Below are 26,962 nucleotides of genomic sequence, written 5' to 3' on the forward strand. Positions count from 1 at the left end.
ACCTAAGCTTTGATTTGAATCAACGGCTACCACGGACATTGAATCCGAGTTCGAGCCTGCTTGGCGGCCACTCGGCCTCCGCGGGCGAGCCGTAGGACCGGGGGCGCCGATATGGCGCCGGAGAATGCGTGCCGCCACGCCAGACGTTCGGGAACCGCGGTGGACGTTCCCCTACCGACGAAGGAGGCTCGCCGGAGACGATGCGCCGACGCTGGCTCAAGCTCCTTCAGGTGGCGACCTGGGCCAGTCGCCGCGGATCGAGGACGACGATCCTGGCCCGACCCAGCCGTACGAGACCTTGTCTCTGCCAATCGCCGAGAATCCGGCTGACCGTGAAGTAGCTGACGCCCGCCATCTCCGACACGTCCTTGCGCGTCACCGGTTTGCCGATTTCGAGGCCGGTCGAACCGTTGCGTCCGACCTGCGAGACGAGGCGAAGAAGCACGCTGGCCACGCGTGCTTCGACGCTCTTGTTCGTCATCTCCGCCAAGCGGTCGACCATCTCCCGCGCGCGGTCGCTCACGGTGTCGAGCGCGTTGGCCGAGACCGTCGGATAGCGGCGCAGCAAGTCCAGAATCTGCGCGGCGCCCCAGCTCAGGACGGTCGTGGGCTTGCTCGCCGTCGCGGTCGCCGGAAAGGGGAACTGTCGAAACACCGCGACGCAGCCGACGAGATCGCCGGGCCCCATGAAGCGCAGTGTCGTTTGCTCCCCTTCCGGATTCACCCGCGTCAGCCTCACCAGGCCGGTGCCGACCTGGAAGAGTTGGCTCGGCGCGTCGCCCTGGTGGAACAAGGTCGCTCCTGCCGGGAATTGACGTTGCGACGCCGCGTTCAGCAGGATCTCGGCGGTGACGCCATCCAGATCCGTAAACAGGGCGCCCTGAGCCAAGTTCGAGCGTGACAGCGCCTGGTTCATCGCCGGTCCTTCCTCCTGTTTGACTCCGCCGGGGCGGCCAAGGTTGAGCACGGGCAGCTAGGGCGCGATCGCCGCGGGGGCCTTGATCTCCCTCAAAAGGCGCGCCGGAGCCCCACGCGGATCCTCGCTCGCGTTCGTGCAATGAACGAGACCAAGGGACGGGAGGGGCGAAGCCCGCCGCATCATCTTGCCGTCGAGCCCGCCCACGGGCCTCGGCGGCAGGGGCGGGTTTTGATCCATCGCAAGGCCGATCGAGCGTTGTTCATGGGATGACGCTGGTGCTGGATAAGGAGACAGCACCGATGAACGTATCTTCGTCATCCCCGATGTGGACCCCGGTCCGGGCTTTCACGGCCCTCTTCATCTCGGCCGTCGTGCTCGGGGTGGCCATCCTGACGACTGCGTTCGCCCTCCTCGTCGCGACAGTCGTCTTCAATGCCGGCGGGGTGATCGTGCAAGTGCTGTTCGCCAGCCTCAAGATCCTCGGACCGGCGATCATCGCCATCGTCATCCTGACGAGCGCCTTGCTCGGCTCCGGCCGATCGGTGCGAGCCTGAGACGGCTCCGGGACGCGCCGAGTCGCTCGGCCCATTCGAGGACGAAGGCGATTTTTCAGCGGTGTGGCGATCGTGCCCGGCACGGCTGCCCACTCGCGGACACACGCATCGTCATCGATCCTGCCAAACAGGCAGACATCCCTGCCGGCATTTCGGCGTGCCGCTCAGGCCTGCGCCTTCGCTTTGGCGATCATGTAGTTCGCAAACCGGCGCCGTTTGCGCTACGGGTCTCCTTCCTTGGGGAAGGCTTTGATGGTGCCCCGGTTTGGGCTGGTGCTGCTTGCTGGTGTAATCGCGCTGGGCGTTTGCTCGTCGAGCGGTCCCGATTGTTCGGCAGAGAATGTTATCTCGACGGTCAAGAAAATTGATCGGCAAAAGATCGCAACTCATCCGGGGCTCATCTACGTATTCGATTTCGAAGCAAGTCGATACGAAGTGAATGCTATCCGAACTCGGCCCAAGGCTCCAAGCAGTGCACTTGCGCGGCAGAATTTCGCTTTGTGCCGGAGTTAACTAAAGCATTGCGGGACGGTCGCGCGAGCGACCCGGAGATGTTCCAATCGCTTATCACGAACATTATAGGGAGGCTTAGACTAAAGAGCTAAATGCCCCTATCGAGCACAAGGCAGAAAAGACTGATAAAGGCGATGACGGATATGTCACCGTGAAGGGTCTATAGGAACCAGACGCCAAGCGACGGTTCTTCGATGACGGTAATGGCTCCGCGTCAGAAGTATTTGGCGGAGCTTTCGCTAGCTTCCTCACCCGTTCCGCGAACCGCTCGGGATCGTCATCGGTCCCGAGTTGCTGAGCTGCTTTGATGAAGCGCTCGGATTGGGAGAGACCATCGTCTGCTCTAGAGTTCTGAGCTCTTCCAATTCGGGGCCGCTCTTCCGTTGTAGGAGGCGCTTTTTTCATCGCTCGGCCTGTCCATCACGAAAAGACATTATTGATGGCGTAGTGGGCCTTAGGGTCTCTTTGAAATTCGCCCTGAACGAAGATAAGAACGCCCTTTCTGGCGAGCCTTTCTAGATCTTTCTTGCTTGTACTCCAAGTCCTGCCAGTTAGACGTTGTGCCTCAGATACTTGAATTGTTTTGTTGCGAAAAGCGTAGGCTGCAATCTTTATCTCGTGCTCTTGCAAAGATTTCCAAAGCTCGACACCGAAAAACTGAGCGACGTCTCTGTCAGTAGATCTCTTGCGAGTCTCGTGATCGTTCCGCAGTGTTACGCGAACAACAACACCATAGATCGCCTCTTGCTTGAACTGCGGGTCAGGAAGCCCCCAATCCTGCATGCTCTCCCGTATGCGCCGCGTTCCCTCACGTGCCATAAGAACATAGCCGAGATAGCGAAGTGCATCCATCGTGTGATGGTTTCGGGATGCACGAGTTTTATAAATTGTATTCTCGTTGACCGGAGGAACGAAGCCGCCGGGGCTTTCGATTTCCAGTCTTTCAGGAAAGAACTTTATAGTGATTTCCGTTCCGCTGAAGCTATATGATCGATGGACACAAGCGTTGATCAGCGCCTCGTGCCATGCCCATTTAGGATACTCAGGCGTTGTAACGAATTTACCGTCTTTATTCAGCCACGTTACATCGTAATTTAGATCTTCAATCAATTCCGTTGAGCCAGCGATAATATTAACGAGATTTCCTTCAATGAATTTATCTCTTATAGGACTGTACGTATTTCCCGTCCCCTCGTGATCCGTAGCAAATCGCTGAATGCGAACCCTACATCCGGGAATGGTTTTGAGAGGGTCCTTCGCGGCGAGAAGAACTAGGCTATTCAGAGGAGCGACACTCTTGCCGTCGCTTGACACTAGATGGCGATCAAGCAAAATCTCTTCGTTCGTCCAATTTTTACGCCCCTCCCTTTCGCGGAATTTGTCACAGAAATCATTGATGATTTTGAGATCGAATTCATCGGGGTATTTGTAGGGTGCCTTCTCCATCTCGAAGGATAGCTCCTGGCGCGTCGCCCGAAAATCTCGCCTTTCCTCGTCGCTCATCTTATGACGAGAGTCTCCATACCTAATCCAAGCTTCACCCTTATTCGTTTCCACAAGCTTGCCCACGTACGGAATATATATCGCTATACAATAATCCTCAGATCCTTCGATCACGACAGGCACGATTTTGACTTCGGGCTTGGCTTGAGGGCACATTTTTGTATGACACTGCTCAAGCCTGTTTCTGAGATTTATTCCAGCGGCTGCGCAGCCCGTAGCTTCGCCCTTTGAGGTGGCGCCGAAAACGATCGTGCCGCCGTCGGGAGTGTTGGAGAACGCACTTAGGTAAGTTGTGAAGTCGTCGAAATGAACTTTTTCGGCGCGCTTGTATTCGATCCGCCGATCCTCGCCGAGAAAGCTCATCAGGCGCTGACTCAGCCGAACCCAGATGTCCCGTGGCGTCCAGAGTAGCGGGTTTTCTCCCATCTGATATGGGGTATCAAATGGGAGATCGAGTTGGCCGTCAGTCACGCTTTCACATCATATAGTAGGTCGAGCTAGGCTCGACACGCTATAGGTGGGGTGTCGAGCCTAGCTCGACACCCGGCTCATCGCTTGCGGCGCACCAGGCCGTTGATACGTCAGGCGCTTACCCACGCCGCCGCTCAAGGCCCGCGTTGCCCGCTCCACATCACACACACCAAGCTTCACCCAGTTGTTATACCGAAAGTCGAACTCAGCGAGATAGCGGTGCAGGTGCTGCTTACCGCAGTGCTGATAGACGGCCTTCATGCCGCGCTTGAAGACGGAGAAGTAGCCCTCGACGGTGTTCGTGTGGACGATGCCGCGCACGTACTCCTTGGCGGAATGCGTCGTCATCTGATGGTCCACGAACGTTCTGATGGTCCACGAACGTGGTGCCGATTTTCGCGTAGATGGCGGACTCGTCAGTGTGCAGCGTCGCTTCCTTGACGATGTTCTCTTCGATGATCGGGTGGATCGTCTCGGGCTTGAGTTCGTCCACGACGAGGACGACCTTCATCCTGTGATGAAAGGCACGCTTCTTCGGCTTGCCGGGCTCGCGAACAATGAAGGTCTCATCGGCTTCCACGATGCCGCCAGCGCCGGGAATGCCGCCAACGCCACCGAACGGGGCCAGAGCGCCTTCGCGCAGCGCCTCACGGATGCGGTGGGCCAGGAACCACGCGGTCTTGTACTGAACCACTAGGACGCGGTGCAGCTGGTGCGCGCTGATGCCCTTCTTAGAAGAGCACATCAGATGCACGGCTTGCAGCATCTTATGCAGCGGCACGCGGGCATGCTCGAACACGGTGCCAACCTTGACCGTGAACTGCTTCTTGCAGTCGCCGCACTTGTGGAGGCCCATGCGAACGCGGGCTTCCTTATTCGCCTTGATCTTGCCGATCCGGCCCATGCCGCCGCAGTGCGGGCACACCGGACCCTGCGGCCACAGCGTCTTCTCAAGCCAGTCGAACGCGGCTTCCTCGCAATGAAACTGGGGCTGGCTGAGAACGGACACAGCTCGGGCTCCGACGCTCAAGCCGTACCGCGAGACCGTCGGGTTTGCAAGCTACATAATCGCCTTCGCTTTGGACCAGAGGCCGGCAATTCGCGGCCGGACATACCCGACAAGCGGTTGCCGGACGCTCGCCGCTCCGCGGTTAAGAGGGGCCACCGCCGATCGGATCGACCGCCATCCGCGTGAACCACGGTAGGGGACTCATTCGGGTTCATTCCTCGTCATTAGAAAACGAGCGCTACGGCGGCCAAGTAGTTGCACGCCTAGAGATCATGACGTCCTCGACGTGGCGATAGCGGGCCAGCTGCTCGCGCAGACCGCGCACCTCGGTCCGGAGAGCGGCGTTGTGCTGCTAGAGCTGTTCCCGGTCAGGTAGCGACGGCCAAGTCGTTCTCGTAGCCGGCCGCGGCGATGTAGTTGCGGCACTCCTGCGGAGTGAAGCGCGTGAAGGCTTGGCGGATGGCCACCCAGAGATCCGGGATCGTGCGGGCTGCCGCGCTGCGTAGCAGAGTCTTCAGCTTCGCGAAGGCCTGCTCGATCGGGTTGAAATCAGGACTGTAGGACGGGAGGTAGAGCAGCCGCGCTCCTGCGGCCTCGATCGCGTCCTGTACGCCGGCGACCTTGTGGGCTGGCAGGTTATCCATGACGACGATGTCGCCCGGCTGCAGCACCGGGATCAGGGTCTCGGTGACGTAGCTGCAAAAGCGCCTGCCGTTCGTGGGACCGTCCAGCAGCGCGGTGGCGCACAGCCCGCTGGTGCGCAGGGCGGCGGTGATGGTGGTGGTTTTGTAGTGACCCAACGGGGCTGCAAGCCGGCAGCGCTCGCCGCGTGGTGCCCAGCCGTAGCGGCGCGCCATGTTGGTGGCCGCCGCCGTCTCGTCCAAGAACACCAGCCGATCCGGATCGAGTTCGGGCTGGGCCTCGAACCACGCCTCGCGGGCCGCTCTTACGTCCGCACGCTCCTGCTCAGCTGCGTACGTCGCCCCTTTTTCCAGCTGATCCCGTGGCGGGCAAAGAAGCGCGACAGGCCGCTCGTGCTGGTCTGGACGCCCTGCTCAGCCAGCCGGTCGCGAAGCTCGCGCAGGAAAAGACGCGGCTCCTGCTCGGAGGTCTCCAGGATCAGCGCGGCATGAGCCTCAATGCGCTTCGAGGTGTGATCGCCGCCCATCGGCTTGGAGGCGAGTTGGCCCTCGTGGCGGAAGCGCTCCGACCAGCGGCTGGCACTCGACAAGCTGACCCCGAAGCGGGCTGCGGCGCGATGGCAGGAGACGCCCGCCATCACGGCAGCCACGACACGCTCGCGCAGGTCCACAGACAGCGGTGAAGGCATGAGCAAGCTCCTTTACTCACCAACGCGCTACCCGCTAACCCGTCTCAAGCGGCGCGGGACCGGCTCTAGGTATGATCGACGATAGGTGATTGACAGTTAGCCCACCGCATCGTTCGGCGGCTGGAGGCTGATTGCCGAAGCCCAGCGCGCGGCTTCAAGGGGGCCGCTCGTGAGACCGATGCTAGCTAGACAGGGCAGCCTTCGATAAAGCCCTGATGCGGAATGCGAAGCCACCTGCCGAAAGAGGGAGGGCGCGCAACCATATCGATGGACGCGCCCCAAGGTGGTTCCCGGTCTCGGGGAAGGAACTGCGGCTCCTATAGACGATCCAGGCTCACAGAGGCGTGACTCTCCAGCCACAATCCACGCGGAGAGACTGTCATTTGAATGTCATGATAGACTAGGCTGTCGAAGAACCTCGTGCCGCTGAGGTGGCGCAAGGGGCAACAGGTGTGACATGGCCTCAATCCAAGAGCTGGCGAATGCCCTACGTAGCGTCGCCGTCAGCGGCATGAAACCTAAGACGCTTCCCGCCGCCGTGCGCGAGCGACACCCGGAGGCGACCAAGAAGAAGGTCGTCCAGGCTGCATTCTAAGCGTTGGCCGAGGGTCAGGACGGCAACCATGATCACCTGCACAGCTTCGCCTTGACGGAGCGAGCTGTGGACGAGGACGAGCCGGTGGAGGCGGGCAAGCTGCGTAAGAAGAAAAAGGACCGGAAGGCTGAGGCCGCGGGTCAGGCAGCCCACTAACAGTCCCTTTGCGTCGTCAGGCGCAACGCGACAGTTTGACTTGGCGGCGCTCGATACTGACGCGGACATAGCGGGCGAATGGCGAGCCGCCGATCCTTCGGTTCTGGCGGACCTCGTGCAGAATCATCTCCAGCGCCACAATACGCTCGCAGGGCTTGCGGTAGGCCTCTTCCAGTTCATCCAGGGCGGCGTTGATGCGCTCCGCCACGGTGCTGTCCGGCACGGCGGAGAGATGATCGACCTTGCGGAGGCAGCGGCTCACGGGCGTCATAGACTGACGTCTTAGGAAACTCTCCGTGGATGTCGAGCATCGTTAGCCGGCTGTAATCGAGGAGCTTCATACGCCAGCCGCAAGGCTCACGAGTGCCGACGTTGTTGACGAGGATGTCGGCGTCGGGAGACTGCGCGACGAGCGCCTCCACGCCTTCCATCGTCGAGAGGTCGGTGGCGACACCGGATACGTCGCTGCCTGGAACGGCGTCCCGGATTTGCCGCGACCGTTGACGACGACGGCCGCGCCGGCGCGCGCCAGCCCCTCGGCCGTCGCGCGGCCGATGCCGGCGGTGGACCCGGTCACGATGGCTTTCCTGCCGGTGAGATCGATATGCATGATGTCGGTTCCGTCTGGCATTCGCCTGTTGGGAAGAAGCCGTACGCCGGCTCGGCGGGCCTCGCGGTGAGGGCGGGCGAACCTCATGAGATCCTGGCGAGCGAGCGGAGCCGAGCCGAGGCACCGTCGGAGCGGATCCGACGTGGACTTGCCCGCCCGCCGTGCGGCCAGGGAGAGGCCGCCATGCCCCCTGCCAGTTCGCACCGATCGGGGAGCAGTGGTCGCTACATGGCTTCCGTGACGTACAATAGGATTATATTCTTGATTTCGCGATCGTTTCGACCATACTGCCGTTTTTGATCGGTTGTGCCGCGCGCGCTCGTTGCACCGTCCCAGCGACCACGACGACCATGGCCCCTCCGGGTTCGCCATAATCGGCCGTTCCACCCTCACTGCCGCAACTGCCAGAAGGCCCCCACTTCGGGGGCCTTCGTCGTTTCTGGAGATCCGCGATATGGGGCGCGTTGCTGCGCTCATAGTGAGGTGATGGACGTCGATGTCCCCCAACCGCGTTGCGAGCGACCGCCTTCCTTCTATCTTGAGCAGCCTGCCCGTCATCAGCATGCGGTCGCTCGAGGCTGTGCGCCCATTCTGGCCTGACGTCAGGCCGAGGGCAGCTTGCAACTCATCGACCGCGAGGCTGCAAAACGCACCTAGCAAGTGTGTATTGGCCGGATAGCACGCGTAGGACTGTGTTCGGTTGACGTCGCCGTTTGGTACGATAGAAATCCTGCTGCCTAGCTGAAGACGATCTCGGTTGCGCACGATCTTTCCTCCTCCAAGGCGGGATCTCCACTGTTGCCTCGTCTGCGTAGGTGCCAGGTAATCCTTCGGCAGCTCAGCCGCTTACGCACCACATTGTCGTCGATTTCCCAGGGCTTCAGGAGGTGATCATTCCCGAGGCAACGATCCCGCACGCGCCCTCACGCTTCCGAGGCCTCGCGAGCCTCGTCACGGCTACCGTGCTGCTACCGATCGTCCTCCTACTGCTCGGCCTATGGGAGGTGCAGCGCGGCGCCGATGATCATGCCCAGTTCGAGGCCGAACGGCAGCGGCTGGCCAGTCTCGTGACGGAGATGGAGGCGCGGGCGCCGCGGGACGAGCGCTTCGATCCCCACCTGCAGTTCCGCTACGAGGGCCGGAACTACGCCGGGCCGCTCGCCGTCGACAAGGCGCGTGAAGCCCGCGACGAGGCCGGGCTCCTTGCCTCGCTCATGGATTGGCGTCGCGTGCTGCCGCCGGTCGTCGTCGCGGGCGGTGCCGTGGCGGCAGGGCTCTCCCTCCTCGTGCTGCTCGCCGGGGCCGTCCTGGGCCGGCTCGGTCGCGCCTCGCGCGACGCCCTGGTGCTTGGCTTCTCGCTGGTGCGCCGGCTGCTCCCCGCGACGCTCTCGCTCCAGATCCTCGCGGCGACAGCAGGCTTCGTCGCCGCCGTGACCTTCGAGGCGGCGGCCCTCCTCCAGGGGGGCTTCGACGGCGGCGCGATGAAGCTCCTGGCGATCGCCGTCGTCGCGGTCGGCGCCGTCATCGTCGTCGCCGGCACGACCGTGCTCGGCCTGCGCCGGGCACTCGGGGCGTTCGAACCCGATCCGCTGCCCATCATTGGCCGGACGGTCACGCCCGCCGAGGCGCCGGGCCTGTGGCGCCTCGTTGAGGTACTCGCCGCGCGGCTCGGAGCGCTGAAGCCAGAAGCGGTGGTGGTCGGGCTCACCGAGGGCTTCTTCGTCAGCGCCGGTCCGGCGGTGCTGGAACCCGGCGGCACCCAGGCCACTGGCCGGATCCTCTACCTTCCGCTGCCCTACCTCGCCCTGTTGCGCGGCGATGAGGTGGCGGCGATTGTCGGCCACGAACTCGCTCACTACGCCGGCGGCGACACCACCTACAGCCAGCGCTTCCTGCCGATCTATGCCGGTGTCGGACGTTCCCTCGATGCGGTGGCCGAGGGCCACCAGGGCTCGCTCGGGCTGCTCGGGCCGTCGCTGCGCCTCGGCGTCTTCGTGATGGAGCGCTTCCATCTCGCTGTGCGCCACTGGAGCCGAGCCCGCGAATTCGCCGCCGACGCGGCGGGGGCGGGGGTGACCTCGGTCGATGCCTCGGCGCGGGCGCTGCTGCGCACCGGCGCGGTCGGGCCGCGCATCGCCGAGACGCTTCAGGCGGCGGCGGATGCGCCGGACGCGGCACCGAACGACCTCGTGGCCGCCGCGCTCGACCGCGCGATCGCGCAGGGGCTCGACGACCCGGCGGCGCATTGGCAGGAGGAGCAGGCCCACCCGACCGACACCCACCCGCCCACCCGCGAGCGCGTCGCCGCCCTCGGGCGCGCGATCGATGCCGACCTCCTGGCCGCGGCCGGCGCCGTGCCGCCGCCCCACGCCCTGGGGCAGCTCGCCGCCTACTTCGCCGACCCGGTCGGGCTCAGCCGGGCGGCGACCGGCGACTTCCTCGGCGCGCTGCGGGCGCAGGACGCGGCGTTCCGCGCGCATCTGGAGGCGACGGCGGCGGAGGTCGGCACCGAGGACCGGGTGCTGCGCGCGAACTATCGCCCCCGCGGAATCGCGCTCGCGGTGGGCGGCGGCCTCTTCGCCGTCATCGCCGCGGCGATCGCCCTGTTCGGCGTGCCGGGGATCTCGCCGAAGGACAACAACGTCGTCCTCGCAGTGGCGATCGGCCTCGGCGCGCTCCTGGGCGGAGCCGGCGCCCTCGTGCTGCGCCGGGGCGAGCCCGTCATCCTGGTCCTGAGCCCCGAGGGGCTGAAGGCGCCGGGTCTCGACCGGACGATCCCCTGGGACGACATCGCCGATCTCGACATGACGCTGAACCAGACGGGCATGGTCACGCGCCTGCTCCTACCGCCCGAGGCCGCTTGGCCGCAGCGTCTGCCGGGCCGGCACGGTACGAAGCTCGATGCGAAGCGCCGCATCGTCACGCTCGCGACCGGCCTGCCGCGCGGGATGAAGCCGCAGGATTTCGCCGACTTAATCGGCCGCTATCAGCACGCGGCCCAGGCCCGGCGTCTCCTCGCCGAGAGCGAGGGCGCCGCCCACAGATCCACCTCCGAAACTCAATCCGTCTGAGGCCCTATGACTGCACCGTCGGAACGCGCCGCGCCCCTACGCCTGCCGCCCCAGGGCCAGCACTGGATGGCCACCTTCTGGGTCCTGTTCGGTGTCTTGGCGCTCGGCGCCATGCTGGCGGCCTGCGCCGTCTACACGGCCCCGGCCGTCATCTCCGACTGGCAGGTTCGCGGGACGGCCCAGCCGGTCGCCGACGCCCGGATCAGCGAGGGCAAGTGCAGTTCGAAGATCGCCATCCACATCTGCGACCTGACGCTGAGCCTGCGCCGGCCCGCCGGCACGGTGACGCGCCGGGTGAACTACGTGTTCGCCGGCCTGCATGTCGGCGATTTTAGCGCGGGTGCGATGGCCGATCCCGCGCGCCCGGACCTCATCACCACCGATCTCGGCCTCGACCGATTGTGGAACCGGACGATCACCCTCGGGGTGATCATGGCGGCCCTCGCTGCGGCCATCCTCGGGGCGCTCGCCTCCCTTGTGCGCAATCGGCGGGCCGCCCCCGGTACGGCCGGATGAGCCGTCGTCCCGGATCGCCCAGATCAGCCGTCCGCCTGCTCGGCCGCCTCAAGTGCCTTCAGCACCGCCGGATCGCGGCCGTAGCGCCGGCGCAACCGCGTCTCGTCCGAATCGATCGTGTCGCAGCCGAGCTTCTCGACGGCGGCGGCGATCTGCCGGCCGCGATCGGCGTCGTAGGCGTCCTCGCCGCCCCAGTGATTGCAGCCCGTCCGTCGATCGACGTAGGCCACGACGTCGGCGGGCAGGCTCTTCCGGGCGGCGGGCGACATCGCGGGCTCGGCGCGCGCGGCCGCCTGCTGCGCGAGGCTCAGCACGGCGAGAAGCGCGGCGGAACTCAACGATCGGGTCATCGTCACACTCTTCCCTCGGAGATCGTGTCTCCGCTTAGCAGAGATCCGACGTGAGACGGGGACGCGCGAAGCCTCTGACCGCCTGCGCGATCCTCGCCGCTGTCTCGGTCGCGCCCACCGCGGCCGAGGGCTGGGGCGCCGCCCGCTTCGATCCACCCAAGACGATCGAGACCGCGACGGATGCGCAAGGCAGACAAATCACCTGCACCGTCTATCCCGATCTCGTCATCCGCGAGAGCGACACCGACACCCCCGCTCCCGAGGATGCGGCGCTCATCCCGATCCGCGGCGGCCCACCCGTGGCCTGCCGCGCCGTGCCCGGCCCGAGCGCCCGCAGGCTGGAGACCGGCGGCCAGCGCTTCCTCGGTCGCGCGGACGGGTTCCTCGTGTTCGAGGATGCGAGCACCAACGGCACCATGCCCTTCGCGGTGATCGACGCCGCGACCGGCCGCAGGCTGTTCACCGACACGTCGACTTACGACGGGATCGACCGTTTCGCGGTCGAGGGCGGCGTGCTGCGGCTCGGCTTCCGCCGCGGGGTGCAGGGCGCCTGCTCGATTCCACAGCAGGGCGCCGCCTGCTGGGCGCGGATCGTGCGCGAGGAAAAGCTTCCGCCGCCGGTCGCAGCCCTACCCGGGCCGGCCAAGGCTTGCGCCGAAGCCTATCGGGTCGGGAAGGCACCCAAGGACACCCAGAGCATCGTCTCCTTTCCCGTGCGGCTCGTCTGGACCGGCAGCCTGATGGTCGAGGCCGACGGTCCGGTGCGATGCCTGCCGACCCCCTGACGCTGCGCCCGACTTCAACCCGGACCCGCGCTGCGGGCCGATCCTCAAGGAGAAACCGCCGCATGATCACACGCCGCCACGCCCTCGCCGCCGCCGCGCTCCTGCTCTGCGCACCTGCGGCCTGGGCCGATCCAACAGTCGGCCTCGCGGAGCGCCGGGCGATCGCGGCCTACCGCGAGAGCCGCTACCCGGCGCAGGAGAAGGCGGTCCAGGAGGCGGCGGGCTTCCCCGTGCTGGTCGAGGTGGCATGGGACCAGCTCACTATCCCGGGCGACGCGAAGTACTATTCCGATCCAGATTACTTCGAGAAGACAATCTTCGAGCCGCTGGCCGCCGGGCTGAAGGACGTGACCAAAGACCAGATGGGCCGCGATGCCTTGCGGGAGAAGCTCAAGTCGGTCCGCATCCGCTTCGACGAGAAGACAGCCCCAGCCTCGAACTACCCTAACGGCTTGAAATTCGACGGCGGCGTGCTCGACGTGAACTGGCGACCGTACGCGAACGTGGCCGACTTCAAGGATCGGGTCGATGCCGTGGTCAAGGTGCTGGAGAAGAACCTGTGAAGGTTCGCGGCCGGCCGGGGCGCGGCGTTGCCGCGTCCGTCCTCGCGCTTGCTCTCGCCCTCTGCGGCGGAGCCGTGGCGGAGCCGATACCACGCTCGGGCCGCTACGGCAGCATGGCCGTCGTGGTGCGGGATGGGCATGTGGCCGGCGTGTTCGCCGAGAGCCGCGGCGGGGCCGACGGCATGCCGTCGTTCAGCTGCATCTTCCTGCTGCGCGGCACGCTCTCGGGCGCCCGCGCCGCGGTCACTACTTGGTATCCAGGCGAGACTGAGCGCATCACCGGTGCCTTTACCTTCACAGCGGAGGGGGCCGAGCTGGCGCTGGCCGAGGACCATGGCGGTTGCCCAATGGCTACGGGCAGCATGGTGGGTAAACCCTATGCTCTGCTGAAGGGGGCGCCGGAGGCCGGGTCGGAGCCCGAAAGCTGGCAGGGGGTCGGCTTGGTGACGGCCCGACGTGCCATTTTCCGGCCCGAGCCCGGCCCCGCCCCGCGGCGCGGTTCCTACCTCGTGGAGAACGATCCGGTCGCGGTGCTGGAGCGCCGGGAAGGCTGGGTGCGGGCGCTCTACCAGGGCGGCAAAGCCCCGTTCGTGGGCTGGTTGCCGGCGGCTGACCTCGCTGCGGCGGGGCCCTAATATGCCGCGCCGGCTTTCATCCCGATGCAGCCACGTCTTCCGACAGCCTTAGCCGCGATCATTCTGTGCGCCTCCGCCGCTGCGGGACCGGGTCGAACCGCGTTGCGGGCAAATGTGGAGGGCTACGCGATGGCGGCCTGCCTGACCGGGCAGGTGCGGTGCAGGCTAACCAAATTGCCGAGGCTAATCGGCAGCCAGCACAGGGCGACCAGGATGAGGCCAGTCCACTCACCCCGCTCAGGAGAGGTCCAGGCCTTCCCAAGGCCGCGCAGGACGTAGAACGTCTTGGCCGCCAGGTAGGCGGTCAGCCAGATCAGCAGCGGATGCAGCACAGGCGGCATGGGCGCGATCCTCACCGCGCCCAGGCTCCATTTCGGTGATCAGTGGCCAGGGGCGCTGAGCGCAGCCCCAGGCTTATCATGGGTGCCAAGGCGTTCGACCATCGTGGCCGTCGCCGCGTTCATGCCGATCACCTCGACCGGGATGTTGTGGTGACGGAACTTGAGCACCACCCGGTCCAGTGCGCTGATGCTGGAGATGTCCCAGAAATGCGCCTCAGACAGGTCGATCACCACCCCTTGCAGGTCCTCCTCACGGAAGTCGAACGCGGAGTGGAGCGCCTCCGCCGTAGCGAAGAAGATCTGCCCTGTCACCCGGTAGGTGCGCACGGCCCGTGCCTCGTCGCGCGAGGAGGCGATGCCGAAGAACTTCGTGACCTTGTGGGCAAAAAAGCAGCCCGCTGAGGATCACGCCGAACAGCACCCCCTTGGCCAGGTCGTGGGTCGCCACGACAACCACGACGGTCCCGAGCATCACGAAGCTGGACGAGCGCGGGTGCGTGATCAGGGAGCGGATCGACCGCCACTGGAAGGTGTTGATCGCGACCATGATCATCACTGCGACCAGCGCCGCCATCGGGATCTGCGCCACGTAGGGGCCGAGCACGACGATCAGGAACAGCAGGAACACGCCGGAGAACAGCGTGGAAAGCCGTCCACGACCGCCCGATGACACGTTGATCACCGACTGGCCGATCATCGCGCAGCCGGCCATGCCGCCGAGGAAGCCGGAGGCGATGTTGGCGGCCCCCTGCCCCGCGCACTCCCTGTTCTTGTTGGAGGTGGTGTCGGTCATCTCGTCGACGATGGCCGCCGTCATCAGGCTTTCCAGCAGGCCGACCATTGTCAGCGTCAGCGAGACCGGCAGGATGATCTGGAGGGTCTCCCAGGTGAACGGCACCTGCGGCAGCGCCACCCAGGGCAGCTCGTTGGGCAGAGTGCCCATATCGCCGACTTTGTGGATGCCAAGGCCGAGATACATCGAGACGGCCGTGAACAGTATGATCGTGACCAGCGGCGGGGGCACCGCCTTGGTCAGGTACGGCAGACCGTAGATGATCAGCAGGCCAACCGCTGTCATCAGGTAGACCGTGGTCCCCTGCCCGATCAGCTTGGGCATCTGCGCCAGAAAGATCAGGATCGCCAGCGCGTTGACGAACCCGGTCACGACCGAGCGCGAAACGAAGCGCATGAGGTTGCCGAGCTGGAGCGCACCGGTCGCGATCTGCAGGATACCGGTCAGGATCGTGGCGGCGAACAGGTAGCCGACGCCGTGATCCTTCACGAGCCCGACCATCAGGAGCGCCATCGCGCCAGTGGGGGCCGAAATCATCGCTGGGCGGCCCCCGGCGAACGCGGTCACGACCGCGATACAGAACGAGGCGTAGAGCCCGACTTTCGGGTCAACGCCTGCAATGATGGAGAATGCGATGGCTTCGGGAATGAGGGCGAGGGCCACGACCGTGCCCGCCAACAGCTCACGCGTGACGTTCGGAGCCCATTCGCTCCGCAGGTGAACCAAATCCATAGGTAGGTAAGGCTTTCTTCGTCCCAGGCGCGTCGTGTTCAGCGCGTGGGGCTCGCAACAGGGCGGGTCAGCCTCCGTAGAGGTCTGTGACACAGAGCCGTGAATTGCGTTGTCCGGCGGATCGGCGGCCGGAAGATCAACCCCGCTCCACCGACTCGAGAAATATCAGCAGCTTAGCGACCCGTTGCGTAACTGTGTGTACCATACGTGTGCACCACTGCAAAGCCTAGCTTTTCGGCCATCACCGCTGCAGAACGAGCTGCCCAGACCATTTGAAGAATAGACTGTCCCCGCCGTTTGGACTGGGACCATAGACGATGAAAGGTAAGCCACTCTGTGGATGAAGCCGGAGCGCAATGCTCCCATTGTTGAACGGGTTTGGATCGGTCCACTCTGCCTCAGCCTCACCCCAGACGATTCACCCCGGTTGATTCGCGCTCTAGAGCGCGGACTCATTAAGCTCGCAGCCAAACCCGGAGGGCTGCGAGCTTGACGCTGGCGAGGAAGTTGTCTGGGTCCTTGTCGTAGCGTGTGGCGATGGCCCGGAAGTGTTTGATCTTGCTGAAGAAGCGCTCGACAAGATTGCGGTACTTATACAAGAAGGGGCTGAAGGCCAGCACCTGCTTGCGATTGGGCATCGGCTTCACGTTCGCCCACGCTCCTTGCTCTGCCATCCGGGCCCGCAGCGCGTCGCTGTCGTAGGCCCGATCACCCAGCAGGATCTGCCCCGCACCCAACCCGTCCAGCATGTCGGCCGCCGAACGCCCATCATGCGCCTGGCCTTCCGTGATCTTGAGCGCCACGGGACGGCCCTCGGCATCCACCAGCGCGTGGATCTTGCTCGTCAGGCCGCCGCGCGAGCGACCCATGCCACCGGATCCGCCGTCATTTTTTGGGCGCAGGCCGCGTGCTGGTGCACCCGCACGCTGGTGGCGTCGATCATCTGCAGATCGCCCTCGTAAGCCTCTGACACCGCATCCAGAAGCCGGTCCCAGATCCCGCGCTTGCGCCAGCGCGGGAAGCGGTTGCCGCAGGTCGTGTAGGGACCGTAGCGCGCCGGGATGTCGGCCCAGGGCGCACCCGTGCGCAGCCGCCAGAAGATGCCGTTGAGCACCCGCCGGTCGTCTACCCGCTCCTTGCCGCGAACGTCCGTCGGCAGAAGCGGCTCGATCACCCCCCACTCCGCATCCGTCAGGTCAAACCGCGCCATCCAGAACCCTCCGTCTCAAGAAGGCTAACGACGACACGCCTTATCCGTGCCAGCCGTTATGGGTTCACGACCTAGCACTACTTTGGCAGGTTGAGGGAACGCAGCGGGTGTTCGCGGCTTCGCATGCCACGGCGATAGACGTGGGTGATCGCGATGTCGGATGCGGGCGGATGGCGCGACGATCTGGATCGATGGCTGCAACCGTTCCTGGCTGGCCTGTCGCATCCGGCACGCCGGGCGATGTGCCCATCCTACGTGGCCGGGCTCATCGGCCTGGGTGATCGCAAGAGCGTCCAGCCGATGGCGGCTCGGGCCGATGGGGTTTCCTACGACCGGCTACACCACTTCATCGCGGCCGGGATCTGGGATGAGGGTCCGCTGCAGCGGGCGCTGCTCGGCGAGGCCGATCGCCTTGTCGGCGGGGCGGATGCGGTCCTGGTCGTCGACGACACCGCGTTGCCGAAGAAGGGCAACCGCTCCGTCGGGGTGGCGCCGCAATATGCCACGACGCTGGGCAAGACCGCCAACTGCCAGACGTTAGTGTCGCTGACGCTGGCACGCGGCGAGGTGCCGGTGGCGGTCGGCCTGGCGCTGTTCCTGCCCGAGACTTGGACGAGCGACCCGCACCGGATGAGCAGGGCCGGTGTCCCCGAGGACCGGCGCGAGGCCCGCACCAAGCTGGAGATCGCCGTCGCGGAGATCGACCGGGTCCGGGAGGGGGGCGTGCGCTTCGGCTGCGTGCTGGCCGATGCGGGTTATGGGTCCGCCCCGTTCCGACAGGCCCTGAGCGCGCGTGGCCTGACCTGGGCTGTCGGGATCTCGGGACGCAGCAAGGTCTATCCAGCCGACGTGACGATGATCTTCCCCGTCGCGGGGCGCGGACGACCGCGCAAGCGTCACGTCCCGGATCAGGTCTCGGTTGCGGCCGAGACGATCCTGGCAGACATGACCGGCCGGGCGGTGGCCTGGCGGCACGGCACCAAGGGTCGGCTGCGGGGCCGCTTCTGCGCGTTGCGCGTCCGGATGGCCGACGGTCCGACCCAGCGGATCGGCACAAAAGGCAACCAACACCTGCCCGGTGACGAGGTCTGGCTGGTGCGCGAGGAGCGCGGCTCGGGCGAGCGCAAATACTACCTCACGAACCTCCCCGCCGACGCGACCCTCAAGCAACTGGCCGCAACGATCAAGGCGCGCTGGATCTGCGAGCAGGCGCACCAGCAGATGAAGGAGGAACTCGGCCTCGACCACTTCGAGGGCCGCTCTTGGACCGGGCTGCATCGCCACGCGCTGATGACGATGATGGCCTACGCCTTCCTCCAATCCCGGCGCCTCACAGCGACGGGACGGAAAAAAAAGAATCGCCTGCCCACCGCCCCAGCCCTCGATGCCGGCCATCCGCCAAGCCATCCTGGATCACCTCAGCCGGTCACCACCGCGGCGATGCCCGTACTGTGAGGCCGCCCTCGACCAGCCACCTTGAAGGCAATCTGCCAAAGTAGTGCTAGGGCGTCTCTGCAAAGGGTTCACGGATGGGGTTAGCGGCCCCATGTGGGCTTGATGCGACGCTTTGAACTGACCGATGCGCAGTGGGAGCAGATCGCCCCGTTGCTGCCTCCGCAGAAGCCGCGCACGGGCCGGCCTGCGGAGGATCACCGCCAAGTGCTCAACGGCATGCTCTGGATCCTGCGCACCGGCGCACCCTGGGAGGATCTGCCCGCGCGCTATGGTGCTGTGGGAACGGTGTCGAGCCGGTTCTACCGCTGGCGCAAGGCCGGTGTGTTCGACCGTGTGCTGCAGCGGCTGCAGGCACAAGCGGATGCCCGCGGCGATCTCGACTGGGACCTGCACTTCGTGGACGCCACGGTGGTGCGCGCCCACCAGCACGCCGCCGGGGCCCGCCGGTCCGGCGCCATCGGGGGGTGAGGCAACGGTCGAGGGCGGGGGCGAGGCGCTCGGGCGCAGCCAGGGCGGGTTTTCCACCAAGCTGCATCTGCGCGCCGAGGGCGGGGGCAAGCCGATCACGGCCGTGCTCACGGCGGGCGAACGCCATGAGCAGTTCGCGCTGGAAGCGCTGATGGACAAGGGTGCGGTGCCGCGGCAAGGACGAGGCCGCCCGCGCCTGCGGCCCCGTCGGACAGCGGGTGATCGGGGTTACTCCAGCCCACCGGCCCGTCGCCGCCTCAGGCAGCGGCGGATCGAGCCGGTGATCCCGACCCGCAAGGACCAGCTCCGCCAGTTCGACTTCGACAAGGCCGCATACCGCGAGCGCAACAAGGTCGAGCGCTTGATCGGCCGGCTCAAGCAGTATCGCCGCATCGCCACCCGCTACGAGAAACGGGCGGCCAACTACCTCGCCATGGTCACGCTTGGCATGACCATGCTCTGGCTCACATGACTTTGCAGAGACGCCCTAGACGTGGACCGGTTGAATGCCTCGGCTGGTTCTCAGCCGACCGGACGAGAAGAACCCAGCACAGCGCGGTTGGATGGAGCATTCGCTGCAAGCCGGAAGATATGCGTTTTTCCAATCTGAGATCGACTGGACGGCATATTGCCAAACGGATTTCTCCACGAGGCATAAAGGAATATTGTAAATCGACGTCGTTATGTGAGCAGAGGCCAGAACGCCGACCGCAAGGGCGAGTTCAGTTCTATAATCCTCTGGATCAATCCAGAGTGCATCCTGATTCGCGAGCGCAAATCCAGTGTTTTCTAGGCCCATCAGGGCGACATGGTCGACGAACGGCAAGTTGCGAGCAATCCATTTGGAAGTCTCGACGAGCATTGGTATTGTCAGTTTGTGCAGTACGATTCGAACTTCGATCTTTTGGCTTTTGTCCTTCAAACGAAGGATGCCCAGAATTGTCTCGTCGAACGCGCCCTTTGCTTGAACGATGTAGTCGTGCAAATGGTCCGAGGCGGCATAAATTGGAATGCCAACGCAGATGTTGGGGTGGCGCAGCGCTGCCCAGGCTTCGGTCACGACCGGGTCCGCGAAGGCTCGGCCGTTGCTCAGGACGTGAAGCGCCGTCCGAGGCAGGGTGTCCCGTGCCTGGGCGAGAAGCGGCAGGAAGCGCTCCCATTGCAGCAATGGCTCGCCCCCCGTGAAACCCAAAGATTTCACATTCGGGTCCACCAGCGGCAACGCCGCAGCGATTTCATCGAAGATCCAGCTATCGTCAGCCCGCTTTGGAGGCTGCGAACACATTAAGCAGTAGTGATTGCATCGCTCTGTGACCAAGAACGAGTTGTGCTTCGCGCTTTTTCTATAGAGCACGTGGGCGCGTCCAATCCGTGGATTGAAGCCGATGACGTCGCCGTCGCCGACGTAACTCAAGCTCTTTGAGAAATGCGCGGTCCGAGCGAAGTCTTGGAGATCGTTGGGCTCAAGCGCGTTGTCTTCGAACACGATGACCGACCGGTAACCCCGTTCCGAGGCAACGGAAGCATCGGCACGGCTGTTCACTAGCGCAGCGTCATCGTTCGTTATTGGTCCGTCCGACGCTACACTTCGTGCTCGGAGTACAACGCCGCCAACCTGCTGATCGAATCCATGACTGGCGAGCGCGGAGGCTCGCAAGGCGAGGGGCTTCATTACTGGACCCAACGTCTCAAGATTGCAGCATCTTCAGGTGAGTTTTCGAGCAGGTCGATCAGCAGCTTGAAGATGCCCATCTGCCGGTTGCAGAACTCAGACAGCGGCTTGATGCCAGTATAATCATCATGCGTCGCATGGTGGTAGACCGGATCAGCGCCGCAATGAGGCTCAAAGACACAGCTTGAGCATTGCGGAGCACATTGCGACAGCGAGCCGCTAATGATGGCAGTCAATTTATCAGAGTAGACGAGTGACAGGTAATCGTCCTCGTTCAGGTCGCCGAGTTCAAACGTTGTGTCGCCCATTTCGGCCAGCATCCGCCCTTCATCAGAGGCGAAGACCTTGCCGTCGTAATTGTAGACGAGTGCGCCGAGGCCGATACCGGCTGGGCTGCGCAGATCGACATAACCAATCGGGCGATCAGTCAGCATGCGCTTGAGCAGGATCGCCGCATAAAATTCAGGGAAATGGTTGCCGTTCTTGTTGATTTTAAGGATGTAGCGCAGGCCGCGCTCGTAGAAAGCAAGCCAATCGTCGGAGTCGTATTTCGAGATCTGCTTGGTTTTTACAGCAAATCCGTATGGCGATAGCGACCGTAGAAAGATGCCGTCGAGACCAAGCGCGAGGTATTCGTCCACGATCTGCTCGACCCGTTCGAGACTGGCGGCCGTCGTCGTCATCAGCGCGCCAACACGGTCCTTCCCCAGAAACGATTGGGTCCGCCGAATCCCATCGACGGCAAGGTCGTAGCTGTTCCCGCCGGGGCGCGGCCGGTTTCGGTTGTGGATGTCGGCTGGGCCATCCAGCGAGGTGGATATCAAGACGGAGTAATCGCGGCAGAAAATCAGTATCTCATCCGTTAGCAACGCTAAGTTAGTTGTGATCACAAACTCGACGAGTTTGCCCGCGATCCGCGCTTGCTCGGTTGCAGCTACTACCATGAGCTTGATCAGATCGAAATTCAGCAGGGGCTCGCCGCCCTGAAACTCGATTTTGATCGCATCTGACGGTGAAGCTATAGCGACCGCAATGCCGCGCATGGCGGTGTCGACGTGCATGTCGAAGCGATCTTTGTCGGTGCTACGGCGCGATACTTGGCAATAAGGGCAAGAATGTTCGCACCTCAGTGTCACCACGAAGATATGAAGCGGGGTAGGCGTTCGCAGGAACGCCATTCGGCTGCGCATTCGCAACGCAAGCAATTGAAGCTGCGATCGCTGGCCTTTCTGAGCCACAAGCAACTTTGCGAACGCGCGCTCGTACAGTCCGTCGCCCGGGATGATGTCCAAGGCGATGATCCGCTCCAATTCATGACGGGACAGGAGCAGCATGTCGCCAACCAGATTGGCGGCGACGTAAGTGTCTGCGCTGATGGGTTCGAAGCGCATTGGCAAGAGTAGCAGTTCGCTCTTTGCAGCCGGCTGAAACGCAGCGGCCGGCTCAAAACGCGACATGATTCACCTATCTCCGTGACGAATCTTCTTGGGCCAGAGCACCGAACGCCAGCGACATGACAAGATCACGGATGTGATTGGTCTCCCTCGCGATCTTCTCGCGAAGGTTTTCATCGGTAACAAGATTAAGAAAGCGTTCTTGCAAATCTCGGGGCGTCGCCAGTCGGATTGCCTTTGGCGATTGGGCTGCCACGAGGTGGCAGATCAGGCGATCACCCTCTGCATTGATTTGACATGTGCCGATTGCGATAAAGCGATACGCAGCAGCTTGCAATGCGCCGAGGCTTTGTGTTGCCCGATCGAACGTCACACAAGTTTCTAGCACCGAAATAAGCTACCGGCTCGAATGATGCGACGAATGGGATGAATGCGACGAGTGGGAACGGTGATCGGCGAACATCACGCCGTCCGCGCCGCGTCCAACGGTGAAGCTCAGAAGATCTTTACCAGTGGAGACGAACATATTTGCTTCAGGCAACACCTTGCCGGAAAGCTGAGAATCCGTTGCACCAGAGGTGGGGACATCGGCTTTGGCCTCAGTCGCGACCATAACAGTCGCGCCAGGAAAAGCTGCCAGAGCGGCTGCCAACGGCAAGATGTTCGGACGCTTCTTCGTGGACATTCGATCCCCCGATTCGCAGAGGCAGATTCTCGCATACCCATGTACGCGACCGCTCAGGATAGTACTAAGGGCGTATGCCTTGGTGTCAAGCTAAAACAGAACGGGCGGTAGTGACGCGGTACTTGGCATCAAGCAGCTTGCATACGGCTCACCCAGTAAAGCACACATGACCGACCTATCGGCCAGATTGGTGCAAAACTCATTTGAGGGCGTTTGATTTGGTGGCAATCCATTGAGGAAGGGGAGCGCAAACATGCGACGGATGATTGGAACCTTGGAACTTTTGGCGGATAATTGCCATCTGTGCTGGTCCCGTTTTGAGCCGGATCCAAGAGGTAGGTGCCGCCTCTCACCGTCACGCAGCGCTCTCTGGCTTCGATCCTATCGAAGTATGCACGGGCGACCCTCTATAAGCTCGGATCAAACCGTTGTTCCCGTTCTTCCCGCAAGGGTGCTTTTAGCTACGAGGGGCGCGCCAGCCCGCTGATCGTGCCTCCTCCTCCGTGCAGAACATGCGCTCTCCGCTACCTTCATTGATCACGGTGCGGTCGTAATCGCGCGAACCGGGTATGTGGTATATGCGGTCGCCCTTCCGATTGACGTTGCCTTTGATCTCGCAACCAGCGGCCGTTCTTGCCGGCGGCTTCACGGATCGAGGCTCGGCCGTTGCCGCTTCGGCCGGGCGCGTTCCCGTATCAGCGGCGCGGTGTCCTCTGCGCCAATCCCATGGTGGGGTGAACTGCCCGACCCAGATCCCGCGCTTCTCAGCCTTGGCCTCTTCCTCGTGGCGCACATAGGCGGTGGAATACTGGCGGTAAGCCATGCCCCACCCTTGGGCTACGAGCCAGGCATTCAAGTCCTCGCCGCCTGTCCGGCAGACAGCGACTGAACGGCCATAACGGTCCTTGTCCACCACCTCACAGGCGACGTTGCCGTGGCCGATCTTGTCGGAGAGCGCGAACGCGGCGCGGCGCCCGCAGGGATAATCCTTACCGTTGGCATCTCCGCACATCTGAGCGCTCTCAGGCGTATCGACGCCCTGCAGCCTGAACCGGGTTCCACGAATGTCGAGCGTGTCGCCATCAATCACAGATGCACGCCCGTTAATCGTTTCAGCCTTCACAGCTGCCCCCGAGAGAGCTACCACTGCGGCAACAAGAGCAAGCCTCACTGGGAGCACTCCTTCGTTGATGCGCTTAGCACTACCTGGGCACTTTGAAGAGCGTTGGGCGTTCTGATCCTGCGGTGGCACTGCGGGAGACGGACATGGCCGAGAGACCGTTGGGTCAGGATCTCGATGCGTGGCTGGTGCCGTTCCTAGCTGCGATGGGGCGCAAGACGCGGCGGACCTGGGCGCCGCTGTACCTGCGCGGCCTGCTCGGCCCCGGGGATCGCAAGAGCCTGCAGCCGATGGCCGCCCGTCTCGGGCTGCCGGGCCACGACCAACTGCAGCACTTCATCGCCAGCCCGGCCTGGGACGACGGCCCGCTCTGGGCGGAACTCACCCGTACCGCGGACCGGCTGGTCGGCGGATCCGATGCCTGTCTGGTGATCGACGATACGGCGCTGCCGAAGAAGGGCACGCGCTCGGTGGGCGTGGCGCGCCAGTACTGCGGGCACCTCGGCAAGAAGGCCAACTGCCAGTCGCTCGTCTCCCTCACCCTGGCGCGGGGCGAGGTGCCCGTGCCGTTGGGCCTGCACCTGTTCCTGCCGGAGGAGTGGGTCGCCGACCCGAAGCGGTGTGAGCGGGCAGGTGTGCCCGAGGCGGCGGTGGTGCCGCAGAGCAAGGGCGAGATCGCGCTTGCCGAACTCGACCGCCTGCAGGCCGAGGGCGTTCGCTTCGGTGTGGTGCTGGCCGATGCCGGCTACGGCTGTAGCGCCGTGTTTCGGCATGGCCTCGACGCGCGCGGGCTGACCTGGGCGGTGGGGATCGCCAAGAAACAGAAGGTCTACGATCCCGACGTGCGGCTAGTGGAGCCGGGCGGCAGGGCGCGCAGACCCGTGCCGGATCAGGAACCGCGGGAGGCCGAGGCGGTTCTCGCCACGCTGCCGTGGCGGCGCGTGACGTGGCGGCAGGGCACGAAGGGCGCGCTCGCGGCCCGGTTTGCCATGACCCGCGTGCGGGTGGGCGACGGTCCGATCTGGGGCAACAATCGCCACCTGCCGGGCGCCGAGGTCTGGCTGGTGGGCGAGTGGCGCACCTCGGGCGAGCGCAAGTACTATCTCTCGAACCTGCCGCCCCGCACGACCCGGCGCGCCCTGGCCGGCACAATCAAGGCGCGCTGGGTGTGCGAGCAAGGCCACCAGCAGCTGAAGGAGGAGCTGGGCCTCGACCACTTCGAGGGCCGCTCCTGGACCGGCCTGCACCGGCACGCGCTGATGACGTGCATCGCCTGCGCCTACCTGCAGCACCTGCGCCTGGCTGGGCCCGACCGGACGGATGGGGGAAAAAAAGGTGGCCGGCCTACCGGGACCGCCACTGTCTCCGAGCCTGCCGGCCGTGCGGCAGGCCATCATCGGCCGCCTGTTCGTCGATCTCATCCCACCGGTGCGATGCCCACACTGTCGGCGCCGCTTCCGGCTGCCATCTGACCTCAAAGTGCCCAGGTAGTGCTAGGCTAGCCTGGAGGTTCTTGGTCTCGGCGTAGGCGAAGAAATCGAAGGTCGTGATGCGGCCCTCGATGTCGATGCCCTACTCCGCGGCCCAGTTGAAGGCGATGACGATGGGCGACATCTTCCGCTTCTGGGTCCCGTAGGCTCTGTCTGCGTCCCGCACCTCGTAGGCGTGGAACAAGTTCGGCCGCCAGACCGGCATGCCGACCCGGTCGACCACCGTGACGATTCTCTCGCCAGGCAGCATCTCGTGGGTCTTCAGGCGCCACGGGCGAGGCTTAGGGTAGAGTGTGGGCATGGCGACGATCCGACGTTCCGCCGACCCCGCGCGGCCACATCGTCGTTCGCCGGCGTCGACATGACCACCAGCTGCCGGGGGGCGGGACGAGGTCGACGGATGGCATCGCCTTTCGAGGACCTCGGGTGTCCGCCAGGACCTCGGCCCGAAGGCACATCACTCAGCGGCGATCTCGAATGCGGTGCCTGCGCGCGGGATCCCGAGGGTGTCCCAGGTCTCAACCAGGGCCGCGGTCAGCGCGCTGATCCGCTCGTCGTCGTGGAAGGGGGAGGGCGTGATGCGCAGCCGCTCGGTGCCGCGCGGGACGGTGGGGTAGTTGATCGGCTGGATGTAGATGCCGTGCTGCTCCAGCAAGCGGTCGGCCGTCGCCTTGCACAGCTCGGCGTCGCCCACCATCAGCGGCACGATATGGGTCTCGGTGTGCAGCACCGGCAGACCGGCGGCCTCCAGCGCCGCCTTGGTGCGGGCGGCTTGGCGCTGATGCGCCTCGCGCTCGACCTTCGAGCGCTTGAGGTAGCACACAGAGGCGTGGGCGGCCGCGGCGATGGCCGGCGGCAGGGCGGTGGTGAAGATGAAGCCGGCCGCGTGACTGCGAACCGCGTCGCACAGCACGCCCGAGCCGGTGATGTAGCCGCCGACGCAGCCGAACCCCTTGGCCAGCGTGCCCTCGATCACGTCGACCCGGTGCATCACGCCGTCGCGCTCGGCGATGCCGGCGCCGCGCTCGCCGTAGAGGCCGACGGCGTGGACCTCGTCGAGATAGGTCATGGCACCGTAGACGTCGGCGAGGTCGCAAATCGCCGCGATCGGCGCCACGTCGCCGTCCATCGAATAGACGGACTCGAAGGCGATCAGCTTGGGACGATCGCCGGCCTCGGCAAGCAGCTGCTCGAGATGCTCGAGGTCGTTGTGGCGGAAGACGCGCTTCTCGCAGCCGGAATGGCGCACGCCCTCGATCATCGAGTTGTGGTTGAAGGCGTCCGAGAGGATCAGGCAGTTCGGGATCAGCCGGGCGATCGTCGAGATGCCGGCCTGGTTCGAGACGTAGCCGGAGGTGAAGACGAGGCCCGCCTCCTTGCCGTGGAGGTCGGCGAGTTCACGCTCCAGATCGACCAGCGGCGAGTTGTTGCCGGCGATGTTGCGGGTGCCGCCGGCGCCGACGCCGCAGCGGGCGGCCGTCTGCGTCAGGGCACCGACGACCTCCGGGTGCTGGCCCATGCCGAGATAGTCGTTGGAGCACCAAACCGTGATCTCGCGGCTGCCGCCCTCCGGCCGCCGCCACGTCGCCTGCGGGAAGCGGCCCGAGATGCGCTCGATATCAGCGAAGACGCGGTAGCGCTGCTCGGCGTGTAGGCGCGACACGGCCGCCGAGAAGAAGCCAGCGTAATCGTGTCCATCTTTCCCTCGCGTGGGAGAGAAAGCGCGGAGGGTGTTCGAAGCCGTTCGAAGACGCATACGCAGGTGTCCTCATGGGGATCGCGAATGCCGAGCCGCAACGGAGCAAGGACGGTCGGCCAGATGAGCGCGAGGGGGGCGAAGTCGCGCATGCCTATGCCCACGGCCCGGCTGCATGCCTTGATGTCGATCAAACGGTCGAGCACGCCCGCGACGGATCGCTCCCGGTCCTACAGGCACGTTTCCGACACGTCCGGCTCGAGCGCACCGGAGCCGGTCTCGCCACCGTCCTTGATCCAGCTCAACGCCCAGCGACGGGCCGTGCT

The 26,962-nt window shown here is 64.4% G+C and carries 23 protein-coding genes and 3 pseudogenes; 9 read left to right on the forward strand and 17 right to left on the reverse strand.

What is annotated here, in order from left to right; translation table 11 throughout:
• Positions 1-226 precede the first annotated feature (226 nt).
• Positions 227-916 carry a Crp/Fnr family transcriptional regulator gene (locus LPC10_RS00925; RefSeq protein WP_231345069.1) on the reverse strand — a complete coding sequence of 230 codons (690 nt, stop codon included), beginning with the start codon at positions 914-916 and terminating at the stop codon, positions 227-229.
• A 269-nt stretch (positions 917-1,185) separates the two neighbouring features.
• On the opposite strand from LPC10_RS00925, the gene LPC10_RS00930 reads away from it, so the two are divergent.
• Positions 1,186-1,473, forward strand: a complete 288-nt coding sequence (locus LPC10_RS00930) for a hypothetical protein (RefSeq protein ID WP_131801339.1) — start codon at positions 1,186-1,188, stop codon at positions 1,471-1,473.
• A 933-nt stretch (positions 1,474-2,406) separates the two neighbouring features.
• On the opposite strand, the gene LPC10_RS00935 is transcribed toward LPC10_RS00930, so the two are convergent.
• The 5 genes and pseudogenes from LPC10_RS00935 to LPC10_RS00955 form a co-directional block, all read right to left on the reverse strand.
• Complete coding sequence (locus LPC10_RS00935) at positions 2,407-3,960, reverse strand: ATP-binding protein (protein WP_131801340.1); 1,554 nt, start codon at positions 3,958-3,960, stop codon at positions 2,407-2,409.
• Between the two features lie 60 nt (positions 3,961-4,020).
• Positions 4,021-4,969 (reverse strand): annotated as a pseudogene (locus LPC10_RS00940) (IS1595 family transposase).
• Positions 4,970-5,337: 368 nt separating this feature from the next.
• A protein-coding gene (locus tag LPC10_RS00945; RefSeq protein ID WP_114416012.1) for an IS630 family transposase occupies positions 5,338-6,299 on the reverse strand; the annotation gives its coding sequence in 2 pieces (ribosomal slippage) (positions 5,338-5,951 and positions 5,951-6,299; 963 coding nt in all).
• 767 nt (positions 6,300-7,066) lie between these two features.
• Positions 7,067-7,321 carry a hypothetical protein gene (locus tag LPC10_RS00950; RefSeq protein WP_063987996.1) on the reverse strand — a complete coding sequence of 85 codons (255 nt, stop codon included), beginning with the start codon at positions 7,319-7,321 and terminating at the stop codon, positions 7,067-7,069.
• An 82-nt stretch (positions 7,322-7,403) separates the two neighbouring features.
• Positions 7,404-7,660, reverse strand: a pseudogene (locus tag LPC10_RS00955) (SDR family NAD(P)-dependent oxidoreductase); the annotation flags it as partial.
• A gap of 962 nt (positions 7,661-8,622) precedes the next feature.
• On the opposite strand from LPC10_RS00955, the gene LPC10_RS00960 reads away from it, so the two are divergent.
• Positions 8,623-10,731: a M48 family metalloprotease gene (locus LPC10_RS00960; RefSeq protein ID WP_063988013.1), complete on the forward strand. Its 2,109-nt coding sequence runs from the start codon at positions 8,623-8,625 to the stop codon at positions 10,729-10,731.
• A gap of 6 nt (positions 10,732-10,737) precedes the next feature.
• The gene (locus tag LPC10_RS00965) at positions 10,738-11,247 is read left to right on the forward strand and encodes a hypothetical protein (RefSeq protein ID WP_063987997.1); all 510 of its coding nucleotides are present in this window, start codon (positions 10,738-10,740) and stop codon (positions 11,245-11,247) included.
• Positions 11,248-11,270: 23 nt separating this feature from the next.
• Here LPC10_RS00965 and LPC10_RS00970 read toward each other — a convergent pair whose 3' ends face one another.
• The gene (locus LPC10_RS00970) at positions 11,271-11,597 is read right to left on the reverse strand and encodes a hypothetical protein (protein WP_231345070.1); all 327 of its coding nucleotides are present in this window, start codon (positions 11,595-11,597) and stop codon (positions 11,271-11,273) included.
• A 50-nt stretch (positions 11,598-11,647) separates the two neighbouring features.
• Here LPC10_RS00970 and LPC10_RS00975 point away from each other — a divergent pair, with 50 nt between their 5' ends.
• The 3 genes from LPC10_RS00975 to LPC10_RS00985 all read left to right on the forward strand — a co-directional run bounded on the left by LPC10_RS00975 (position 11,648) and on the right by LPC10_RS00985 (position 13,580).
• Entirely contained in the window at positions 11,648-12,382 is a 735-nt protein-coding gene (locus tag LPC10_RS00975; protein ID WP_063987999.1) for a hypothetical protein, read from the forward strand.
• Between the two features lie 62 nt (positions 12,383-12,444).
• A complete protein-coding gene (locus LPC10_RS00980) occupies positions 12,445-12,945 on the forward strand; it encodes a hypothetical protein (RefSeq protein ID WP_063988000.1) in 501 nt (166 codons plus the stop codon).
• On the forward strand, positions 12,942-13,580 hold the full coding sequence (locus LPC10_RS00985; protein ID WP_231345071.1) for a hypothetical protein: 639 nt from the start codon (positions 12,942-12,944) through the stop codon (positions 13,578-13,580). The genes LPC10_RS00980 and LPC10_RS00985 overlap by 4 nt, the downstream gene beginning before the upstream one ends.
• A 122-nt stretch (positions 13,581-13,702) precedes the next feature.
• Here LPC10_RS00985 and LPC10_RS00990 read toward each other — a convergent pair whose 3' ends face one another.
• The 3 genes and pseudogenes from LPC10_RS00990 to LPC10_RS01000 all read right to left on the reverse strand — a co-directional run bounded on the left by LPC10_RS00990 (position 13,703) and on the right by LPC10_RS01000 (position 16,656).
• A complete protein-coding gene (locus tag LPC10_RS00990; protein ID WP_063988002.1) occupies positions 13,703-13,921 on the reverse strand; it encodes a hypothetical protein in 219 nt (72 codons plus the stop codon).
• A gap of 39 nt (positions 13,922-13,960) precedes the next feature.
• A pseudogene (locus LPC10_RS00995) lies at positions 13,961-15,446 on the reverse strand (SulP family inorganic anion transporter).
• A 455-nt stretch (positions 15,447-15,901) separates the two neighbouring features.
• Positions 15,902-16,656 (reverse strand): IS5 family transposase gene (locus LPC10_RS01000; RefSeq protein WP_231345072.1). Its coding sequence is split into 2 segments (ribosomal slippage): positions 15,902-16,335 and positions 16,335-16,656, totalling 756 coding nucleotides; the frame shifts between segments, so codons are not numbered across the junction.
• 153 nt (positions 16,657-16,809) lie between these two features.
• Between LPC10_RS01000 and LPC10_RS01005 the strand changes: the two genes are divergently transcribed.
• Both LPC10_RS01005 and LPC10_RS01010 read left to right on the forward strand, forming a co-directional pair.
• The gene (locus tag LPC10_RS01005; RefSeq protein WP_231346936.1) at positions 16,810-18,111 is read left to right on the forward strand and encodes an IS701 family transposase; all 1,302 of its coding nucleotides are present in this window, start codon (positions 16,810-16,812) and stop codon (positions 18,109-18,111) included.
• A 102-nt stretch (positions 18,112-18,213) separates the two neighbouring features.
• A protein-coding gene (locus LPC10_RS01010; RefSeq protein ID WP_114416014.1) for an IS5 family transposase occupies positions 18,214-19,051 on the forward strand; the annotation gives its coding sequence in 2 pieces (ribosomal slippage) (positions 18,214-18,570 and positions 18,572-19,051; 837 coding nt in all).
• Between the two features lie 15 nt (positions 19,052-19,066).
• On the opposite strand, the gene hxsC is transcribed toward LPC10_RS01010, so the two are convergent.
• The 5 genes from hxsC to LPC10_RS01035 all read right to left on the reverse strand — a co-directional run bounded on the left by hxsC (position 19,067) and on the right by LPC10_RS01035 (position 23,453).
• Positions 19,067-20,122 (reverse strand): His-Xaa-Ser system radical SAM maturase HxsC, encoded by a 1,056-nt coding sequence (hxsC, locus tag LPC10_RS01015; protein ID WP_231345073.1) that lies wholly within the window; start codon positions 20,120-20,122, stop codon positions 19,067-19,069.
• 128 nt (positions 20,123-20,250) lie between these two features.
• Positions 20,251-21,708, reverse strand: a complete 1,458-nt coding sequence (hxsB, locus tag LPC10_RS01020) for a His-Xaa-Ser system radical SAM maturase HxsB (RefSeq protein WP_063988008.1) — start codon at positions 21,706-21,708, stop codon at positions 20,251-20,253.
• Between the two features lie 7 nt (positions 21,709-21,715).
• A complete protein-coding gene (locus tag LPC10_RS01025; RefSeq protein ID WP_131801341.1) occupies positions 21,716-22,018 on the reverse strand; it encodes a hypothetical protein in 303 nt (100 codons plus the stop codon).
• 24 nt (positions 22,019-22,042) lie between these two features.
• Positions 22,043-22,330: a His-Xaa-Ser repeat protein HxsA2 gene (gene hxsA2 / locus LPC10_RS01030; RefSeq protein WP_131801342.1), complete on the reverse strand. Its 288-nt coding sequence runs from the start codon at positions 22,328-22,330 to the stop codon at positions 22,043-22,045.
• 457 nt (positions 22,331-22,787) lie between these two features.
• Positions 22,788-23,453, reverse strand: coding sequence for a thermonuclease family protein (locus tag LPC10_RS01035; protein WP_231345074.1), 666 nt, complete (start codon positions 23,451-23,453; stop codon positions 22,788-22,790).
• Between the two features lie 143 nt (positions 23,454-23,596).
• Between LPC10_RS01035 and LPC10_RS01040 the strand changes: the two genes are divergently transcribed.
• Positions 23,597-24,922 carry an IS701 family transposase gene (locus LPC10_RS01040; protein ID WP_231345075.1) on the forward strand — a complete coding sequence of 442 codons (1,326 nt, stop codon included), beginning with the start codon at positions 23,597-23,599 and terminating at the stop codon, positions 24,920-24,922.
• A gap of 100 nt (positions 24,923-25,022) precedes the next feature.
• Here LPC10_RS01040 and LPC10_RS01045 read toward each other — a convergent pair whose 3' ends face one another.
• Together LPC10_RS01045 and hemA are read right to left on the reverse strand one after the other, a co-directional pair.
• A complete protein-coding gene (locus LPC10_RS01045; RefSeq protein WP_131801313.1) occupies positions 25,023-25,241 on the reverse strand; it encodes a hypothetical protein in 219 nt (72 codons plus the stop codon).
• A 156-nt stretch (positions 25,242-25,397) separates the two neighbouring features.
• Positions 25,398-26,696 (reverse strand): 5-aminolevulinate synthase, encoded by a 1,299-nt coding sequence (gene hemA / locus LPC10_RS01050; RefSeq protein WP_063987347.1) that lies wholly within the window; start codon positions 26,694-26,696, stop codon positions 25,398-25,400.
• Between the last annotated feature and the right edge of the window lie 266 nt (positions 26,697-26,962).

The organism is Methylorubrum sp. B1-46 (genome assembly GCF_021117295.1).
Classification (GTDB): domain Bacteria; phylum Pseudomonadota; class Alphaproteobacteria; order Rhizobiales; family Beijerinckiaceae; genus Methylobacterium.

Coding starts and splice junctions, on each gene's coding strand:
- LPC10_RS00925 (WP_231345069.1), bottom strand. CDS start 916: ATGAACCAGGCGCTGTCACGCTCGAACTTGGCTCAGGGCGCCCTGTTT.
- LPC10_RS00930 (WP_131801339.1), top strand. CDS start 1,186: ATGACGCTGGTGCTGGATAAGGAGACAGCACCGATGAACGTATCTTCG.
- LPC10_RS00950 (WP_063987996.1), bottom strand. CDS start 7,321: ATGACGCCCGTGAGCCGCTGCCTCCGCAAGGTCGATCATCTCTCCGCC.
- LPC10_RS00965 (WP_063987997.1), top strand. CDS start 10,738: ATGACTGCACCGTCGGAACGCGCCGCGCCCCTACGCCTGCCGCCCCAG.
- LPC10_RS00970 (WP_231345070.1), bottom strand. CDS start 11,597: ATGACCCGATCGTTGAGTTCCGCCGCGCTTCTCGCCGTGCTGAGCCTC.
- LPC10_RS00980 (WP_063988000.1), top strand. CDS start 12,445: ATGATCACACGCCGCCACGCCCTCGCCGCCGCCGCGCTCCTGCTCTGC.
- LPC10_RS00990 (WP_063988002.1), bottom strand. CDS start 13,921: ATGCCGCCTGTGCTGCATCCGCTGCTGATCTGGCTGACCGCCTACCTG.
- LPC10_RS01005 (WP_231346936.1), top strand. CDS start 16,810: ATGTCGGATGCGGGCGGATGGCGCGACGATCTGGATCGATGGCTGCAA.
- hxsB (WP_063988008.1), bottom strand. CDS start 21,708: ATGTCGCGTTTTGAGCCGGCCGCTGCGTTTCAGCCGGCTGCAAAGAGC.
- hxsA2 (WP_131801342.1), bottom strand. CDS start 22,330: ATGTCCACGAAGAAGCGTCCGAACATCTTGCCGTTGGCAGCCGCTCTG.
- LPC10_RS01040 (WP_231345075.1), top strand. CDS start 23,597: ATGGCCGAGAGACCGTTGGGTCAGGATCTCGATGCGTGGCTGGTGCCG.
- LPC10_RS01045 (WP_131801313.1), bottom strand. CDS start 25,241: ATGCCCACACTCTACCCTAAGCCTCGCCCGTGGCGCCTGAAGACCCAC.
- hemA (WP_063987347.1), bottom strand. CDS start 26,696: ATGCGTCTTCGAACGGCTTCGAACACCCTCCGCGCTTTCTCTCCCACG.